This window comes from Chlorobium sp. (assembly GCF_021740465.1).
In the GTDB taxonomy this organism is placed as follows: Bacteria; Bacteroidota; Chlorobiia; order Chlorobiales; family Chlorobiaceae; genus Chlorobium.
Genome location: NZ_JAIOZR010000033.1, coordinates 1 through 16,464, shown reverse-complemented (window position 1 = coordinate 16,464; position 16,464 = coordinate 1). Strand labels below are relative to the sequence as shown.

16 protein-coding genes and 2 pseudogenes are annotated in these 16,464 nt (G+C 53.7%); 2 read left to right on the top strand and 16 right to left on the bottom strand.

Going from position 1 to position 16,464, the window contains the following annotated elements; translation table 11 throughout:
• From K9G39_RS10870 to K9G39_RS10835, 8 genes and pseudogenes are all read right to left on the bottom strand, one after another.
• Window positions 1-508: IS3 family transposase (locus tag K9G39_RS10870; RefSeq protein ID WP_292004948.1), on the bottom strand; the 508-nt coding region annotated here is incomplete at its 3' end.
• Between the two features lie 63 nt (window positions 509-571).
• A pseudogene (locus K9G39_RS10865) lies at window positions 572-1,702 on the bottom strand (IS110 family transposase); the annotation flags it as partial.
• On the bottom strand, window positions 1,653-1,958 hold the full coding sequence (locus K9G39_RS10860) for a transposase (RefSeq protein WP_363319393.1): 306 nt from the start codon (window positions 1,956-1,958) through the stop codon (window positions 1,653-1,655). The gene K9G39_RS10860 and the pseudogene K9G39_RS10865, both read right to left, overlap by 50 nt.
• Window positions 1,959-2,034: 76 nt before the next feature.
• Window positions 2,035-4,203, bottom strand: a complete 2,169-nt coding sequence (locus K9G39_RS10855) for a nucleoside-diphosphate sugar epimerase/dehydratase (protein ID WP_292004945.1) — start codon at window positions 4,201-4,203, stop codon at window positions 2,035-2,037.
• A gap of 217 nt (window positions 4,204-4,420) precedes the next feature.
• Complete coding sequence (locus K9G39_RS10850; protein ID WP_292004944.1) at window positions 4,421-4,711, bottom strand: hypothetical protein; 291 nt, start codon at window positions 4,709-4,711, stop codon at window positions 4,421-4,423.
• A 19-nt stretch (window positions 4,712-4,730) separates the two neighbouring features.
• Window positions 4,731-5,510, bottom strand: a complete 780-nt coding sequence (locus K9G39_RS10845; protein ID WP_292004943.1) for a hypothetical protein — start codon at window positions 5,508-5,510, stop codon at window positions 4,731-4,733.
• Window positions 5,511-5,571: 61 nt separating this feature from the next.
• Window positions 5,572-7,977, bottom strand: coding sequence for a polysaccharide biosynthesis tyrosine autokinase (locus K9G39_RS10840; protein ID WP_292004942.1), 2,406 nt, complete (start codon window positions 7,975-7,977; stop codon window positions 5,572-5,574).
• A gap of 33 nt (window positions 7,978-8,010) precedes the next feature.
• Complete coding sequence (locus K9G39_RS10835; RefSeq protein WP_292004941.1) at window positions 8,011-8,580, bottom strand: SLBB domain-containing protein; 570 nt, start codon at window positions 8,578-8,580, stop codon at window positions 8,011-8,013.
• A 144-nt stretch (window positions 8,581-8,724) separates the two neighbouring features.
• On the opposite strand from K9G39_RS10835, the gene K9G39_RS10830 reads away from it, so the two are divergent.
• Window positions 8,725-8,910 (top strand): hypothetical protein, encoded by a 186-nt coding sequence (locus tag K9G39_RS10830; RefSeq protein WP_292004940.1) that lies wholly within the window; start codon window positions 8,725-8,727, stop codon window positions 8,908-8,910.
• Between the two features lie 460 nt (window positions 8,911-9,370).
• Here K9G39_RS10830 and K9G39_RS10825 read toward each other — a convergent pair whose 3' ends face one another.
• On the bottom strand, window positions 9,371-9,682 hold the full coding sequence (locus K9G39_RS10825) for a hypothetical protein (RefSeq protein ID WP_292004939.1): 312 nt from the start codon (window positions 9,680-9,682) through the stop codon (window positions 9,371-9,373).
• Between the two features lie 282 nt (window positions 9,683-9,964).
• Between K9G39_RS10825 and K9G39_RS10820 the strand changes: the two genes are divergently transcribed.
• Entirely contained in the window at window positions 9,965-10,615 is a 651-nt protein-coding gene (locus tag K9G39_RS10820) for a hypothetical protein (RefSeq protein WP_292004938.1), read from the top strand.
• Between the two features lie 47 nt (window positions 10,616-10,662).
• Here K9G39_RS10820 and K9G39_RS10815 read toward each other — a convergent pair whose 3' ends face one another.
• The 7 genes and pseudogenes from K9G39_RS10815 to K9G39_RS10785 all read right to left on the bottom strand — a co-directional run.
• Complete coding sequence (locus K9G39_RS10815) at window positions 10,663-11,730, bottom strand: alpha/beta hydrolase (protein WP_292004937.1); 1,068 nt, start codon at window positions 11,728-11,730, stop codon at window positions 10,663-10,665.
• A 169-nt stretch (window positions 11,731-11,899) separates the two neighbouring features.
• The gene (locus tag K9G39_RS10810; RefSeq protein ID WP_292004936.1) at window positions 11,900-12,862 is read right to left on the bottom strand and encodes a transposase; all 963 of its coding nucleotides are present in this window, start codon (window positions 12,860-12,862) and stop codon (window positions 11,900-11,902) included.
• Window positions 12,863-12,976: 114 nt separating this feature from the next.
• Window positions 12,977-14,779: a radical SAM protein gene (locus K9G39_RS10805; RefSeq protein WP_292004935.1), complete on the bottom strand. Its 1,803-nt coding sequence runs from the start codon at window positions 14,777-14,779 to the stop codon at window positions 12,977-12,979.
• A gap of 143 nt (window positions 14,780-14,922) precedes the next feature.
• Window positions 14,923-15,123, bottom strand: a complete 201-nt coding sequence (locus K9G39_RS10800) for a hypothetical protein (protein ID WP_292004934.1) — start codon at window positions 15,121-15,123, stop codon at window positions 14,923-14,925.
• A 46-nt stretch (window positions 15,124-15,169) separates the two neighbouring features.
• A complete protein-coding gene (locus tag K9G39_RS10795; protein ID WP_292004933.1) occupies window positions 15,170-15,634 on the bottom strand; it encodes a hypothetical protein in 465 nt (154 codons plus the stop codon).
• Window positions 15,635-15,685: 51 nt separating this feature from the next.
• Window positions 15,686-15,964 carry a metal/formaldehyde-sensitive transcriptional repressor gene (locus tag K9G39_RS10790; protein ID WP_292004932.1) on the bottom strand — a complete coding sequence of 93 codons (279 nt, stop codon included), beginning with the start codon at window positions 15,962-15,964 and terminating at the stop codon, window positions 15,686-15,688.
• 192 nt (window positions 15,965-16,156) lie between these two features.
• Window positions 16,157-16,464 (bottom strand): annotated as a pseudogene (locus tag K9G39_RS10785) (hydroxylamine reductase); the annotation flags it as partial.

Below are 16,464 nucleotides of genomic sequence, written 5' to 3'. Positions count from 1 at the left end.
GTACGGCCATGTCCAGAGCCGGATTGACTGTCATTTCAGTCTTCAGGCTGGTACTGAGAGAATACCCTATTATCTCTCGATTGAAGAGCTCCATGATAATGGTCAAATACTGCCAACCGGTCGCGGTACGAATATAGGTGAGATCACTCGTCCATACCTCATAAGGCGCATCGACCCTGAACTCCTGCCCCAACAGGTTTGGTGCAATCGGTTCCTGATGGTTTGAGTCAGTCGTGACCTTGAACTTCCTGGCCGTTCTGGCTCGTATGCCCATAAAACGCATCAGGCGCGCCGTTCGCGGACGGCTGCACCGGAACCCCTTTTTCTGCAACGCATCGGCAATGCGGGGACTGCCATAGGTATGGTGACTGGCTTCGTGGATAGACTTGATCTCATCCATCAGTTTCAGGTTCTCTTGCTTGAGAGGACTCTCAGAACGCTGTATCCATGCATAATAGCTGCTGACAGAGACATCGAGCACCCGACACTGGGTTCTGACAGCAAACACCTGCTTATGATCCTTGATGAACCTGTATTTCAAGGAGTTTTCATGAACACAGCACAGGCTTTTCTAAGAAACTCCTATAGTCGCAGCAGAAACATCCTTGGGTTGAAGTGTGAATCCGTATGAGTCTGCACGGCGTCTCAAGTGGCCGAGGATTCTTGATTTGTATTGCTCTTCATAATAATCTGCACCGGGATCAACATAGAGCAGTCCGTGCCTAAGTGTGTTATAGAAAAGGACAGCAATTTTTCTGGCTGTTGCGGTAATAGCTTTAGCTTTTCCGACTCTTGCCGAAAGTCTTCGGCAAAAAGCACCTAATGCAGTCTCGGATCGACTAATTGCTGCGGCTGCAAGCCGGAGCAATGCAGCTGCCCGGCTTGAGCTCGGACGCGTTCTTGATGAAAGAATCTTGCCGCCTGAAATTTTATTACTTGGTGCCAGGCACAACCATGAGGTGAAGTGTTTGGCTGAGGGCCACTTCGACATATCAGTTCCACATTCGGATACAAGCTTCAGCGACAGGTATGGTCCCAACCCGGTAATTTGCGTCAGATCAACACCGATAATATTGAACAGCACCTGACGAATATCGAAGTCGGGAGCATTCTTGTTCACCGTGTTGTGTTTTGCTTTCGGTAGAGGCTGTTCCGGTGGCATGATGTTTTGCTGTATCCGATCAAGGACAGTCTGGATTTCCTGATCGCATGCCGCTGCTTTTTCGTTGTAAATGTCGAAAAGTTCGAGCGATTGCCTGAGAGCAAAAAGGTGTTCAGGCTTGTAGTTCCCTGTCAGAGCAGCCCTGATGGTTGCTGCTGAATTCTTGCACCTGGCATCCCTGAATTTTACCAGATCTTGCGGATCACGGTTACCTGCTACAATAGCTTGAATGATGCTCATGCCGGTTTTACCTGTGATTGTTGTTACCACATGATGTAACTGGATATTCATCTGCATCAGGGCTTTTTGCATGTGCTGGATGTGGGCAGCCTTGTAGTCAAGCAATTTTTCCCGCTGACGCAAGTAGGCTCGAAGTTCAGCAATATCCGAGGTCGGATGAAAACTTGCTCGCAACAATCCGAACTGATGCAACTTCTGAAGCCACTGGGCATCGCTGAAGTCAGTCTTGCGACCCGGTACGTTTTTCGCCTCACGAGCATTGACAAGGAATACTTCGAATCCATAGCTTTCCAGAATTTTTTAAGATTTCCCGCTCTTCGGTGACCAAACGCAGTTGGCGCTCAAGTTGCCGGATTCTCTCCGATTCGGCATCTTTGGCATGGCCAGTTCCCGGAAAGGCATTTTCCCTGGCCGTGAGATGGTTTTGTCGCCATCGATACAACAAGGCTACTCTGATACCGAGATCGTCGGCGATCTCCTTGACCGTTTTTTCTTCTTTAAGCGTCAGTTCAACGGCATCAATTTTGAACTGCTTGCTGAACTTGCGACGGTGCATTGACTGGGACATGGACTCATACCTCCTTTTCTTGTAAGGTATGCCTTCTTTTGGTGTCCAGAAAAAGATAGCAAGTTCAGGACTTGTTTCCGGGTGCAGAGAACGAATCGTAGGGCATATCGAGGAACATAATGTTGCCGTTACCTTGCCCCAATGCAAAAGCCTCCTCTTTTTCCCTTTCCCTCACAACGGATTTGTAAGCGCGGCCATGAACCGCCGTTTCCGCTCGATGAAGCACGGCATGCTTTTCGACCGGTGCGGCAACAGTGGCATGCTGCCCGATACCAGTTTCCATCTCCTGCTCGATGGCCAGAAAATCGCTGATGCCCTGTGCCGGCTGATACTCCGGAATCATTTTCTTCAGCAGCTTCTTGATTGTTCTGACTTCGTTGCGGCTGATGGCATCCGTCAGGCGTGCAAGCTCGGTAGCGAGCTCCTGCCAGGGCATGAACTGCTCGCTTGCCCTGAAAATGCGGGGGTTGACTGTCGGCTCGGGGTTGTTGTCGATCAGCAGCTCTTCGTACAGTTTTTCGCCGGGGCGAAGCCCGGATATCCTGATTTCGATATCCCCTTCGGGGTGCGCTTCGTCCCGAACCGTGAGACCGGAGAGTTCAACCATGCGGCAGGCAAGCTCGATGATCTTTACCGGTTCGCCCATATCGAGAAGAAAAACATCGCCTCCGGTAGCGATGGTACCTGCCTTGATAACCAGTTGCGAAGCTTCGGGAATGGTCATGAAATAGCGGGTGATATCCTGATGGGTAATGGTGATGGGCCCCCCCTCCCTGATCTGTCGGCGGAAAAGCGGCACAACCGAACCGCTCGAGCCGAGCACGTTGCCGAAACGAACCATCGAAAAACAGGTCGAATGACCCGGTTCCGCCGCAAGCGCCTGCAGCACCATTTCGCACAGCCGTTTGCTCGCTCCCATCACATTGGTGGGACGGACAGCCTTGTCGGTACTGACCAGAACGAATCGGGGGACACCGTTGCGCCGCGCCGCCTCTGCAACAGTGCGCGTACCGGATACGTTGTTGCGCACCCCTTCGGCCGAATTGAACTCGACCATGGGCACATGCTTGTAAGCCGCAGCATGGTAGATCACCTCCGGACCGAACACCCGGATGATGTCGTCGATGCGCCCCTCGTCGGTAACGTCGCAGAGCAGCGGAACGAGACGTACCCGAAGAGCGAGCCGCGAGCTGCGCTGTTCGAGGTCGCTGTGAATGGCGTAGAGACTGTGCTCGGCATGCTCCACAAGCAGCAGCGTCGCCGGCTGGGCGCCGAGAAGCTGACGGCAGAGTTCGCTGCCGATGCTGCCTCCGGCTCCGGTTACCATTACCACCCGGCCCGAGATGTGCTTTCTGATCCGCTCCTGATCGATTTTCAGAGGATCGCGACCGAGAAGATCCTCGATGTCGACCTCCTTGATATCGGCAATGCTTACCCGGCCGTCGGCAAGCTCCTCGATTCCGGGAAGCATCTGGATACGCACCGGAGAGCTCCTGAACTTCGCGACAATTTCGTAGCGTCTCGACCGGCTTGCAGAGGGCATGGCAAGCAGGATGTTGCCGATACCCTGCTGTACAATCAATGTTTCGGCCTCTTCGGGGCTGAACACCGGCTTGCCGTTGATGGTGCGGCCATGCAGCTGCGGATCGTCGTCGAGATAGCCGGCAAGATCGAATTTCGCACTGCGCTCGATGGCTCCGGCGATCTCCGCTCCGGCTGAACCGGCGCCGTAGATCAGCAGCCTGTTGGCTGCAGCCTGCTGCTTTTTAGGCAGAACTCCGGTATTATGGTGCACAAAACGCACCAGCGCCCGGCTGCCGCCGGTGATCAGCAGAAACAGTATCGGCTGCAGCATCGCTACCGAACGGGGGACATGGGGAAGGTTCAAGAGCAGCACGGCGGAGAAAAACAGCGCCCCGTAGAAGAGTGCCGCGTTGATTACCGTGATGAACATGGCGAAACCGCTGTGGCGGTGGATGGCACGATAGAGACCGGCATAGGTAAAGACCGGCAGCATCAGGAGCGGCGCCAGCAGATAGACGACCCACTGCCCGCCGGCCGGCAGGTGCCAGAGTTCCAGGCGAAGCGAAAAGGCCATCCATACACAGAACATGGCTGAAAAGAGGTCGAAAACAACCGCAACCGACTGTTTGACGCGACGGGATGAGGCGAGGACGCTCTCCTGCAATCGGGAATATGCCGGAAGAAGTTTCCTGAGCGGTTTTTGCAGCATGGGGAAAAGGGTGGATGGACTGGTAACAGAAAATTCGGGATTATGCTGCGGCTCTATCAGGCTGTTTTCGTGCATAATGGGCTCAACAGTAGAAGGAATGGGGAAGGGGGTTTCTTTTCAAATGGGTACGGCATACAAAGCTGATGGAGAATAGAAGTCAGGTCTCCCGTTTTCGGGAGACCTGATTCGCGCTCTGTTTACCTGCTCATGGTTAAAACTATCTCTGTTTTTGCTTTCTGCAATCCTCCAATGCTGTTTTCAGATTTTCAATTTCGGCTTTCAATGCCTTAATCTGATTTTGCAATTCGATCGTCTCCCCATCGTCATCATCCGGACCGGGAAGGCCTGAACCGACGGCGGGACCGACGCTCGATCCTACGGTCCCGCCAACGGTAGCCTGGGCGGACACATCGGACATGTTGCCTGAAACAGCCGCAAAAAGCGGGGAACCGGCATAACCGGCAGCGAAGGCTGCAAGCATGATGATGCGAACTATGCTCTTTTTCATTACTGTGCTCCTGTTTTGTTTAGAGTTTGAAGCCTGTGCCAACGGCAAAAACAAGGCGGGCGCCGTCGCCCGAGTTGTCGGTCAGGTCGGCGGCACCGACGGTGGCGGCAATCGGCATGTTTCCCAGCCAGAATGTTTTCGAGAGGCCCGCATTGAGATTCAGGCCGTTCCAGTCGGCAATGACGTTGAACGATTCGGCAACCTCATAGGCGATATTGCCGAATACATAGGTACCGTGTTTTCCCTTTCCTGAAGCTATGTCTTCGGGGCTTTTTTCACCGAAGCGGCCCGTACCGGCGCCGATGCTGAAGTGCAGTTTTGAACCGCCGCTCTCCGCGTTGACGAACGGATCGCCCTGAAGCCCCTGGCTGTACACCATGTAAAAACTCTGTTCGGCATCGCCCCCTTCGCTAAGCATGATGTTTTCGACACCTGCCGCAAAGGCATTGCCGCTGCCGAGATTGTGGTGCAGATGTAACGACATGGAGTAGCGGTCCCACTCGCTCATGTCGAGGGAAACCAGCGCAATTTGAATACCGAGCTTTTTTGCATCGCCAATGCCGATACCGAGCACGGCGGCAAGATCGGTTTCATCGGTATAGGGTGCGGGGTTGGTTCCGCCGACACCCATGAAGATAACATTGTTGGCCGCGCCCCAGGCAACCGGTGTAGTGAGGGATTTGCCGTAATTGTTGGGCAGGTAAACCGCGCCCGTCGGCTCGACAGCCCGTGCATCGGGCGCCTGCAGGGCAAGCAGCCCGAAAAGGGCCGGAACAAGAAAGTTCTTCGATAGTTTCATGGCTGAGAAGGGTTGAAGGGTTGGGGATGTTATGGCGTACTGGTATTGGTGGCTTTGCGTTCTATGATTCATCCTCATAATGGCCGTAACCGTATTTTCCGTAACCGTATTTTCCGTAACCGTAGCGCTCCGAATCGCGTGAAGCGATAACGGCCACGCCAAGCGTCTGGGGCCTGAGATACTGATCGGTCACAAAATCCTCGAGCGGCCTCCTGCTGGTATGGCGCAGGCGTGAGGCGAGCACAATACCTTCGACCGAACGGGCAAGCTGCGCCGCATCGCTCAGGAACAGGGGTGGGCAGTCGATCAGCACCTTATCGAACCTCCCCCGAAGCTCGGCAAGAAGTTCCAGCATTTTCGGCGATCCGAGCAGTTCGTTGGGATTGGGTACCTTCTGGCCGGCACTGAGCACAAAGAGGTTGTCGAGGTGCGTCGGCTGAAAAAAGTCCTCATTGATTTCATGCTGCTGGCTGAAGAGGTAGTCGGTCAGGCCGTGGGCTCTTTTGCAGTTCAGTTTTTTATGCTGCGATGCCCTGCGCAGGTCGCAGTCGATGATAATGGTCTTTTTGCCGATAAGGGCATAGGCCATGCCGAGATTGGCGCACACGGTGGACTTGCCTTCCGACATGGCCGTACCCGAAATGAGGATGGACTGCAGCGGGTTTTCAATGCGGCTGTAATCGAGGGCGTTGCGCAGCATCCTGAAACTTTCGGCAAAGGCCGAGGTCAGGTTGTCGGTTATTTTAGGCATGGGCACCTCGGCAACCGGCTGTGCGCCGGGTCTCTTTTCGCGGCTTATGCCTGCGGCAAGCAGCTTTTCGCGGAAAGCCCGGTTGGTGTTGTACAAAATGCGGTTGAGGCGCGACTCCCCCTTTACCGGAGCGCTCTTGCTTTCGGTGGAAACCAGGGGAATGACGGAGAGCATTGTCAGGCCGATATCCCTGAAGAACGACTCCTCCTTGACGGTATCGTCAACAAGTTCTGCGCCATAGGCGTAGGCCATTGCAAAAAGCCCGCCGAGAACCAGACCCATGAGCAGATTCTTTTGCAGGCTGGGCTTTTCGGGGGTGAACGGACGGAAGGCCGAGCCGACAATTGCTACGCCGCCAACCTCCGAACCTTCGAGAATACGGGTTTCGTCGAGCTTCTCCTTCAGGAAGAGGTAGGTTTTGCTGACCACCTCACGGTCTCGCTGCAGCTTGGCGAACTCCTGCTGTTTTTTGGGCAGGGTCGAAAGCAGAGTCTCGTAGTACTGCTTCAACCGGCTGAACTCCCTGGAGCTGAAACTCAGCTCGTTGAGTTTGCGCTCGATCTGCAGCTTTTCGGCAACCATGTCGAAGCTGTATTTCTGCGCCTGGCCGGCGTAGCGGATTTCACCGGCAATCTTGCTGCGGCTGAGCTGCTCGTACCGTGTTTTGACGACATCGAGCTGCTTCCGTTTGGAGACGACCTCCGCGTTATCGGGCCCTTTTTGCTGCATCAGCCGGATATAGGCGCTCTCGAGGCTCCGTATCTCGTCCTGTATGGAGCCGAGCTGGGTGTTGACGTTTTTGGTTATGCGGGAACCGAGCGACCTGTCGGCCTCGGAAAGTTTTTTGTTGAGAAAGGAGAGGCTGTTGCTCGCAATATTGTATTCGGCCATAATGCCGTTCTGTTTGGCGTCGGCCTCGATAAGCTTGTCGAGCAGCTGCTGGGTGTTGCCGGTGAACTCGTAGATCTCGTTGGCCTCCATGTAGCCCGACAGCAGGTTGTCGGCCTCGGCAACCTTTTTCTGCTGCTCGCGGAGCATGTCGGCAATAAACCTGTTCGCCTGGGCGTATTTTTCGGAGTTCCGCACGATGTCCGCCTCCTTGTACACCCTGCAGAGCGTGTTGGTCAGAAAAGCCGCCTCATCGGGGAAGGGACTCACAACCGAAACCTTGAGCACGTTGGTTTCGCGCATAACATCCACCCTGATCCGGCCGTTGAGCTTCAGGGCGTAGCGGCGGAACGTTTCGTCGGCATCGCCCTGAAGCTGCGGTTTGCGGCCCATGTTCAGGGAGAAAAGGGATTTCACCAGGCTTGCTATCGGCGAGTAATAGGGCCTTTTGCCGAAAAACTCCAGCGAATCCCTGCGGCCGCTCCGGTAGAGCTCCCTTACGGTCAGCTCTGCAATCGGCATCGATTGCAGAAGCTCCACATCCTTTTTGACCGTCTTGTTGTTGCTGAGCGTGCCGGGGCCGATAACCTTGGCAAGCAGGTCGCCGGGGTCCTCGGTATCGTTGATCATCATCACCGACACTGCATGGTATTCGGGGGTCTGCAAGCCGTAGTAAAGCAGCGAGAGCACGAGGAAAAGGGCGATAACGGCAACAATGCCGTACTGCCGGCGACGGATGATTTTGAAGATCTCTGCAAGACTGATTTCCGAATCCCTTGGCTGCTCGTAGCCGGTCTGCTGATTCTGTGGTGAATCTTTTTCACTCATTGATACAGGTGTTTTCGATGATCGATCACTGATTCAATCGACAAGATTGTAGATACTGAAACCGGATACGGCTATGCCCATGATGCGGGCAATCTTGTTCAGGCTAAGCCCCTTTTCGGGAATGATGATGGTGTCGTTGGGCTTAAGGGCGATGAACGCACCACGGTCGCCATGCTTGTAGTACTTTTTAAGGTCTATCCTGTACGCCTGCTGCCCGTCTTTATCGGGCTCCTGCCGCGCGACCAGCACCTTTGTCAGGTTGGCGTCGGGCCTCAGGCCGCCGACAAGGGCAAAAATTGTTGCAAAATCGGCACTTTCGCGAACCACGATCTGACCGGGGCGGTTGACCTCGCCAAGCACATTGACGATCATCAGAATGTTGCCGTAATCGTCGGTGAAGTAGGAGTTCTGGAGCGAAGGATAACCCGGAGCGGATAGCGGATTGTACTCCTGGATTACCGGGCGCTGCTCGCGTTCGGCAAAAACAGATGAGGATGAGCTGGTGTATCCGAACGATTCAGCCAATGCCTCGGCGCTCATGCAGGAAAGAGCCATGCATTGAAATGAAATCATGACAGCAGCAAGGATTTTAAAGGCACTCATGGATGCTCTCCTGATTTAAAAAAATTGAAACCGCTGAACCTGGCCGCAAAGGTAACGGTACCCCTGAACAAAAACAAACCAATCATCGGAATACGCGCAACAGTCCGGCAATCAGTATAAAAGCTTCGCTGCCTTCAGTCACAAATGAAGGAACTCACCAAACTGAAAATCCGGTATGGCAAGGTACTGCAGGACAACGCGACAACGTCAGGTGACGACCATCATTGCCGGCAACAAACAAACCACTCCGCTCCCGATAAAGGAGGCACCAGCAACCAGCCAGCGGCTATCTCTCTCTGTTTCGTACTGTATTTCGGGGGAAAGGCATGAACAACAGCTGCTGTCTTTCGTATACAAACAAGGCAAAAGCAAACACACCTTTCACATTGGGCGACACTCTCTCGACACAGACCATCATTAATTGATGCTCAATATATATATCGCCGGTGCAAAAAAAAACCATCACTCTTAATTGGGGCTCAAAAACAACCCGGCAGGGCACTTGTCAGCGTATTACCACTGTGTATTGCCACTCCGAAGCCCCATGTTTCCCCCCCCGCAGGCTGCCGGCAAGCGCACTACCTTGTCAAGACTCCTGTAACCGAGGCTGCAGCTTTTTTTGCGGCTCCCCCGCTTCCTTTTCAAGGCCTGCACATCCTGTCGGCTTCGTTCTTCAGGCGGCAACTCCTGTTTCAGCATGCTTCCCTCCATGGCTCCGGCACACCTCGCCTGCCGCCCCCCTCGTAACGGTGCCGATATATATCTGCACAAGGCAAAATATACGTTATTATTATGAAAAAGCAAGCCCGTAACTACACCGAAAGCTGCTGTTCATAAGGCTGAACAGCCGGGTACCGCCTTTCCGGAACCCCGCACGGCAAGCCCCCACGGAATTTCCTGTTGCGCACCCTGAACACCCTGCCCTCGCCACCCTTTTCGCCAGATCGGCACGGATATTCGCACAGCTGATGACCGGCTTGCCGATACCCATACCGGGCAGCGAAGCCTGGCCCCCTTGCGCCGGGCTTTTTCCGGCTGTTGCAACAAAACACTCCCCCCTGCCGCAACTTTTTTCGCCCCCCATTTTCGACTTTTCCGCCATAAAAACCATTCCGGATAAAAAAAGTCTTATTCCGGCCGTTTTTTCACCTCCGTTACGACCCAATCCGAGACAGAACGAGATTATTCATGCATTCCGATGCACCATGAAACGCTTTCAGAAGATATAGTTTAGACTATTTAAAAACAATATAAAAGACAGTAAGAATCTATAAAAAAACAATTTAAACCAATACAAAAGCGCCATGAAAGTAGCTGGCATGATTGTTGTATAAACATACCCGGAAAGAGTGAATAAATATGCAAAACATCCGGGAGAGCAATCATGAAAAAAACCTTTTTAACAAAACTGGCCGCAACAGCAGCACTTGTTATCGGGTCATGCCTGCCGGCAGCGGTTTCAGCATCTGCCGCACTCCAGCCGGCATCTACACTTGCAGAAGCTGAACAGGTTGCCAGACACTCCTACCACTTCATCATCTACAAAAACAGCCCTTACGGCGAGTCAATACCCGAAGAACAGAGGCTCGAGCGCCTGAACAGAATCAATCTTGAAGTCGAAAGGATTCAGAAAGAGTATGCACTGAACCTTCCCAAAGTGGGCAGGCTGCACATGATAGCAAGAAGCAGGGGAATCTATAATCCGGAAAAAGATGAGCTGGTTTTTTCAACAAACAATCTCGAACATACCATCCGTCATGAATTCGGTCACGTTATCGACATCAAACTTGGGGTCAACAATCAGGAGTGGAAAAACCTTGTCAGATCGCTCATAAGCAAATATGATTTCGCTCCGAGCAATTATGCAAGAAACAACGATGCGGAATACTGGGCTGAAGCGTTCGCATACTTCACCTCACCGAAATACGGCAAAACAGTCGGCAGATTCCCTGCGGAACTGGAAAACCATCTGGTAAAGGTTCTGGCGACAATCAAGAGCGGAAGCACCGCAAATCTCGCTTACAACGCACGGTAACAGGATAAACGGAAGTGAGAGGCACGGCCCGTTCGGCGCCACCCCCTCTACTTTTTGAACCTCCAGTACCGCCCCTCCGGGGTATCGACCGGCTGAAGGGAAAAACGCTCCGAGGCGGGAAGCCCGCGATTGATGATGTAGAACATGTCCGAAAGCACCGTTCTGGAGCGGTTGTAATAGGCGTGCCCGAGAAAATCGCTGTCGACATCGGTGGCGTCGATGGTTTCAATGCCGGGTACGATAAGCGGAATATCCGTGACTTCACCGGCCCTCGGGTTGCCGTTGAGACCCTCGGAGATCATGAGCGCATTGTCCGAACGCGAAGCGTAGAGCGTTACCGGCACTCCGTTGCCGGCCAGGGATGGTGCAAGTTCCCGTCGGAAGCGTTCCGCATTGATATCCGGCGCGGCGAGCACGATGGCAGCGAAACGGGAAAGCAGTTCGGGGCGATCTTTGGCAAGCATGATGAAAGCCGAGGTCAGGGCACGGGTTCCCATGCTGTGGGCGAGCAGATAGATGCCTGCCTTGTCGGAACGCTCGGCGATACCGGAAAGAAAACGGTAAAGATTGCCTTCGGTTTCAACAACGCTCCGTTCGTCCTCGCGATATGAGCCAAGCGAAGCGTCCGACGGCCAGCTGTAGACCAGCGGCGTGCCTCTGAAATCGAGATCGGAGGTCATCTGGGCCATGCGCAGGGCGGCGGCCTCGAAACTTATGTTGAAACCGTGAACAAATACCAGAGCAGTTTTCTGACTGCCGGCCCGCTGCATGAAAAGCCCCAGTTTGTCGAAAAAAACCTGCTGGCCGAGGGTATCGATCGAAAGAAGTTCAAAATGACGTTCCGGATGCATGCGCAGCACCGGCGTTTCAAGCTCGGCTACCCGGTGCTTTTGCGGCACCGAAACAGTGCAGGTACCATACTGCAGCGGAGCGTGATCCGAATTGTAGAACTCCCCCGGTTCGCTGCTTCCGGACCGGGCCCGGTCGGTCGCGTAAAACAGCGAAAGAATCGGGCGTTGCTGCACGGCCTGATAGGAAGCGCTGCACCCGGCAAGTTCCACCGCCAGAAGCAGCACGGCAAAAACAGTTCTGAACTTATGTAACGTATGTATCATTGGAGGCCTGCCCTTCGTTACAGGATTTGGGTCCCGAACAGGCAACCAGAGCACGGCGTGCCCTACAACAGCAATATATACCCCCCGGAGCATTTTCCCGCACACGCACTAAGTAAGAGGGACGTAAGTAAACGAGGTAAGAAAACACATCAAACCTCTTTTCCCCCGCTTATCCTCGTATCAACATACTCACACCCGCCCTTGAAATACCCAGCAACCTCGCAGCATCCGCATGGGATAATCCCAATTCAATCACGAACTTTCTTGCAAGCTCCCGCCTTATCGAAGAGTACTCCCTGTTCCGACTACCTGCCTGGAGCGCTTCCACCGACAATCCTTTTTCAGCACACTGCCGTTCGAGCATCTCATGGGCATCGACCTGTCTTAACCTCATCGGCACCATCTCTTTCTGTAATTCCTCCACATCTCCGAGAACCTCTTCGACAAACTCGCCGCTTCCCAAAATCCGCTCATCGCTGAACTGCCGCTCGCCCCGCTGCCGCATCGACAATACTTCAGACCACCCACCTGCCGATCGCACCAGACCTCCACCAGTCAATTCCGGCTGATGTCCAAGTCGCATCTGATCCAGAACAAACCCAACATATGCCTCCCGGGCTGCCCCTGTCGTTCTTCCAAACTGTTGCAACACATACTCCGTATCCTGCCATGTATGTTCACCCAAGCCCATGATAGCAGCATGACCGCTCCACGGATAACGCTCCAGTTCCTCCTGTGAAGCAACCAATCCTGCACGTAACGGATTCAGATGGATATAACTGACCAGTTTGATAAAATAGGGTTCCTCTTCGCAAAGAATCGATTTGTACCTATTCTGGAAAAGATGGCCCACTCGATGATGCCGCTTGTTGAACGATACCGAATATCCGGTCAGCACTTTGCGCATGAATGTCGGTAATCCCTCCAAACCGCTCCGGAGCAGCAGGTGCGCATGATTGGTCATCAGTGCCCAAGCATAAATCACCGTTCCGGTTTTGTCGCTTGCTTTGTCGATCCGGTTCAGAAAATCCAGACGGTCTTCATCATCAAAAACAATTGCCGTCCGCTCAATTCCCCGCACCATCACATGATGCAATGCTCCTGGCGCATCCAGTCTCGCTCCTCTCGGCATAGCGATTCTCCGTTACAGGTCCCTGACCGATATCTGCTCTTTATTGGAAAGATAAAAAACACCCCCACCATTTACCTCATTTACTTACGTCCCTTAATTCTCGACCCCGAGGAGTCAATTTTTCCGGGTACAGGTACGATACAAGCGATAAAACGCGGCGGCGGCACGACGAATGTCGCGGTCGGCTGCAAGCGCCAGATACTGACGGGGCGCTATCGAACGATTGTTCCGCACAAGCTCTTTCCGGTACAGAAAGCGCATCAGCACATCCATTGAAACCGATGCCGTAGCCTCGACCACCGCATTGATGCTCACAACCAGCCCGCCGACCGGAGCAGTTCCGGAAACCTTCCGGATGGCGAGCACCCGCCGGTCATTCTCCTGGGTTATGCGGAACTCGATACGCCGGCCTCCGCTCTCTTCGAGAAAAATCGACACCGGCCGTTTCAGTGCCTTTCCGGATGGATATTCGATTCGGGGTTCGGTACTCGCAAAGCACTCGTATGCTCCATAGATCGTTGACTCGATCTCCTTTTTTCCTAGCCTCCGGTTTATTAGCGTCAGAAAAACAAACTGGCAGAGATCCCGCATGAAAATCTGCAACATCCCCCGCTCGCGCTCCTGCTTCAACAGGGTCTGGTAATTGAAAAACGCCACATAGCAGTATACCATCATCGTCATCAACCGCTCATTGCTCATGAACTCGGTTTTCACTACCGGGCAGAAGTTGTTATAGAGGTCCCAGTCGTATGAGGTGATGTTATCCTGACTTCGGTACTCCTCAAAAATCTTCGTACCAGGATAGGGCGTCATGGCCATGAAAAGCGCATTCCTGAGACCGAGCGAACGGGCAAACCCCGGATAGACCATCGTATCGGCTTCAGTCTCGCTGTGGTGACCGACGATGAAATAGCCATCGATCCCCATACCGTTCTTCTTGAGCAGGCCGATTGCCCTGGAAATATCATCAAGGGTGTTCTGCTTGTTCATCTTTTCGAGTGTCTCCGGATTTGGGCTCTCGATGCCGAGCCCCACTTTCCTGAGACCTGCCCGGTGCAGCTTGTCGAGAATCCGCTCGGCCCGAATCACATCCCTGGCCCTCGTCTCGGTCATGATCCTGAAATTGGTCAGCCCCCGTTCGATCATGAGATCGCAGATTCTCTCCGCACGCCTGATGTTGGTCAGGAAGTTCGCATCCCAGATTTTCAGCAGTTTTCTCTTCTTCGGATCGTGAATCAGGGCAATCTCCTCGACCACGTTCTCAGCGCTTCGGCCCCTCCACTGCCTGTGCATCTTGTCGTTGGCGCAGAAGGAACAGGCCCACGGGCAACCGCGTGAAGTATAGATGGTGTCGATGGTATAGTCCTCGCTTTTCTCCCCGAACCTCTCGGGCCGAATAGAACGAAGAGGCAAGCGGATCGAATCCACATCCCTGATCAGCTCCCGCATTCCCGTATGGACGAACTGCCCGTTCTCTTTCCAGACCAGTCCCCTGACCTCACGCGACGGTCCTTTCCCGACCAGTTCCCTGAAGGTCGCCTCCCCCTCGCCCACCACAACCAGATCGACGCATCCGAGATCGAGCACCTCCTCCGGCAACGCTGTCGGATGAAACCCGCCCATCACCACCGTTATCCCGCGCTTTTTGGCGATGCGCGCCAGTTTCTCCGCATTGTTGAAACCGCCCGTCATCGAGGAGATGGCCACGAGATCGAACGGACGCTCGTTCAACAATCGCTCGAAACTCTCGAAAATACGGTCGTTGTAATAGTTCTCGGGCATCGCCATGCTCTCCACGATGTCCTCGACCGAGGCGGCAAGGTAACACACCCCGATACAGTCGCTGATATACCTCGGAAACGGCGTCACAATCGCCTGTGGAGCCTCGACAAAGCAGATATTCCTGTAATAAGCCATATCCGGCATCGATTCAGATGAGGAAAATTCTGGACGGAGATGCGAAATCCCGCAAACTGGCGGATACACTCAAGTATGGAATATACGCGATTTATATGAGAAATGGGGGCGCTCCGGCTACAAAGCCACTCAGTTGCCGGGCATCATGGGATCGATGTCGCAGCTTTCAGGATGCCGGGAAGCTTCCCGTAGAGATTCGCGATTGACGATATGGAGTACCAGTCAGTCGCAAGCATTATAAACAAAAACGGCGGACCGAAGCCCGCCCCGCCCCCGGCCATCATCGCCTGCACATCCTCCTCGACGGTTCGGGCACCCTTGATGCCGAACTTCTCGACAAGCACCGCAACTCCATAACTGCTTTTCAGCTTGCATCCGGACCGCAGGATTTCAACGCAGCTTCCTTATATCGGTTGTTTTATCTTTCCAGCCTGCATGACAGGCGATACAGGTGCCCATCAGCGTTGACGCCGCACTGTTCGCTGCATTCCAGTCCCGTTTTTCCGCTGTCACTGCAATCTGCTCAGCCTGGGAATCGAGAATCGGATCATAAGCCACGAGAGTTTTTTTGAACTCCTCCTGGTCTTTGGGCGCAACAATGAGCCATGGTTTATGGTTCGGAGCCGGATGGTTGATCACAAGATCCACACCGTCCCTGACCATCTGGGGGTTTTCGCGAACAAGCCCCTCGTTGATCATGGCTGAAGCCGTCCCCATGATCTCCATCAACTGCCGATAGGTAATATCGGCCTGTTTTTTACCGGCAACAAGCTGTTCGGCTGTCTTTTCGGCAGCAACAGCGTTAACGGCCAGCAGCATGACGCAAACCGCCAGCACGTTTTTCTTCATCTTCATGAGTTACTCCTGTTTCTGGTTATATGGTATCCGGTGTTATGAAAGCACATGCTACTTCACATAGGAGCGCAACACCGATATGACCTGTTCGGTATCTGCATTCCGCTGCTTCGGCGAAATATCTTCGGCTCCTATATGTTCGCGGATATGACCTTCCAGAACGGTCATCATCAGTCCTCCGACCGCACCCCGTATGGAGGCTATCTGCTGGAGAACGGCTGAACAGTCGGATGTTTCCTGCTCAAGCGCCGTTTCAAGCGCCTCTATCTGTCCCTTGATCCTGCGAACACGGTTCAACAGCTTTTTTCTGCCTTCTTTCGTGTGGGCCATAGCATTTATTGTTTAGAATTATAGTATAGGATAGTATACTATATTTTAATAAACTTTCACAGGAGGAAAGCAGCATATCAGAGGACGAACCATTCGTCTCCGGCACCCATTCCTCAAGGATAAAACCGAATAAACACTAACGGCGGGCCGAAGCCCGCCGTTGAACTGGGTATAATGAAAAACATGGGCGTCTCAGGCCCCAGCCATCATCGCCTCCACATCCTCCTCGACGGTTCCGATACCCTTGATACCGAACTTCTCGACAAGCACCGCTGCCACGTTGGGCGTGAGGAACTCGGGAAGTGTGGGTCCGAGACGGATGCCTTTCACGCCAAGATAGAGCAGCGCAAGCAGCACAGTGACGGCCTTCTGCTCGTACCAGGCGATGTCGAAGGAGATCGGCAGGTCGTTGATGTCCTCCAGACCGAACACCTCCTTGAGCTTGAGGGCGATCACGGCAAGCGAGTAGCTGTCGTTGCACTGGCCGGCGTCGAGCACGC

Excerpts from the sequence above, each read along its gene's own strand:
- K9G39_RS10810 (WP_292004936.1), bottom strand. The coding sequence starts at position 12,862 with ATGCCGAGAGGAGCGAGACTGGATGCGCCAGGAGCATTGCATCATGTG.
- K9G39_RS10790 (WP_292004932.1), bottom strand. The coding sequence starts at position 15,964 with ATGGCCCACACGAAAGAAGGCAGAAAAAAGCTGTTGAACCGTGTTCGC.
- K9G39_RS10815 (WP_292004937.1), bottom strand. The coding sequence starts at position 11,730 with ATGATACATACGTTACATAAGTTCAGAACTGTTTTTGCCGTGCTGCTT.
- K9G39_RS10860 (WP_363319393.1), bottom strand. The coding sequence starts at position 1,958 with ATGCACCGTCGCAAGTTCAGCAAGCAGTTCAAAATTGATGCCGTTGAA.
- K9G39_RS10825 (WP_292004939.1), bottom strand. The coding sequence starts at position 9,682 with ATGGCGGAAAAGTCGAAAATGGGGGGCGAAAAAAGTTGCGGCAGGGGG.
- K9G39_RS10805 (WP_292004935.1), bottom strand. The coding sequence starts at position 14,779 with ATGGCTTATTACAGGAATATCTGCTTTGTCGAGGCTCCACAGGCGATT.
- K9G39_RS10795 (WP_292004933.1), bottom strand. The coding sequence starts at position 15,634 with ATGAAGATGAAGAAAAACGTGCTGGCGGTTTGCGTCATGCTGCTGGCC.
- K9G39_RS10845 (WP_292004943.1), bottom strand. The coding sequence starts at position 5,510 with ATGAAACTATCGAAGAACTTTCTTGTTCCGGCCCTTTTCGGGCTGCTT.
- K9G39_RS10855 (WP_292004945.1), bottom strand. The coding sequence starts at position 4,203 with ATGCTGCAAAAACCGCTCAGGAAACTTCTTCCGGCATATTCCCGATTG.
- K9G39_RS10820 (WP_292004938.1), top strand. The coding sequence starts at position 9,965 with ATGAAAAAAACCTTTTTAACAAAACTGGCCGCAACAGCAGCACTTGTT.
- K9G39_RS10835 (WP_292004941.1), bottom strand. The coding sequence starts at position 8,580 with ATGAGTGCCTTTAAAATCCTTGCTGCTGTCATGATTTCATTTCAATGC.
- K9G39_RS10850 (WP_292004944.1), bottom strand. The coding sequence starts at position 4,711 with ATGAAAAAGAGCATAGTTCGCATCATCATGCTTGCAGCCTTCGCTGCC.
- K9G39_RS10840 (WP_292004942.1), bottom strand. The coding sequence starts at position 7,977 with ATGAGTGAAAAAGATTCACCACAGAATCAGCAGACCGGCTACGAGCAG.
- K9G39_RS10830 (WP_292004940.1), top strand. The coding sequence starts at position 8,725 with ATGAAGGAACTCACCAAACTGAAAATCCGGTATGGCAAGGTACTGCAG.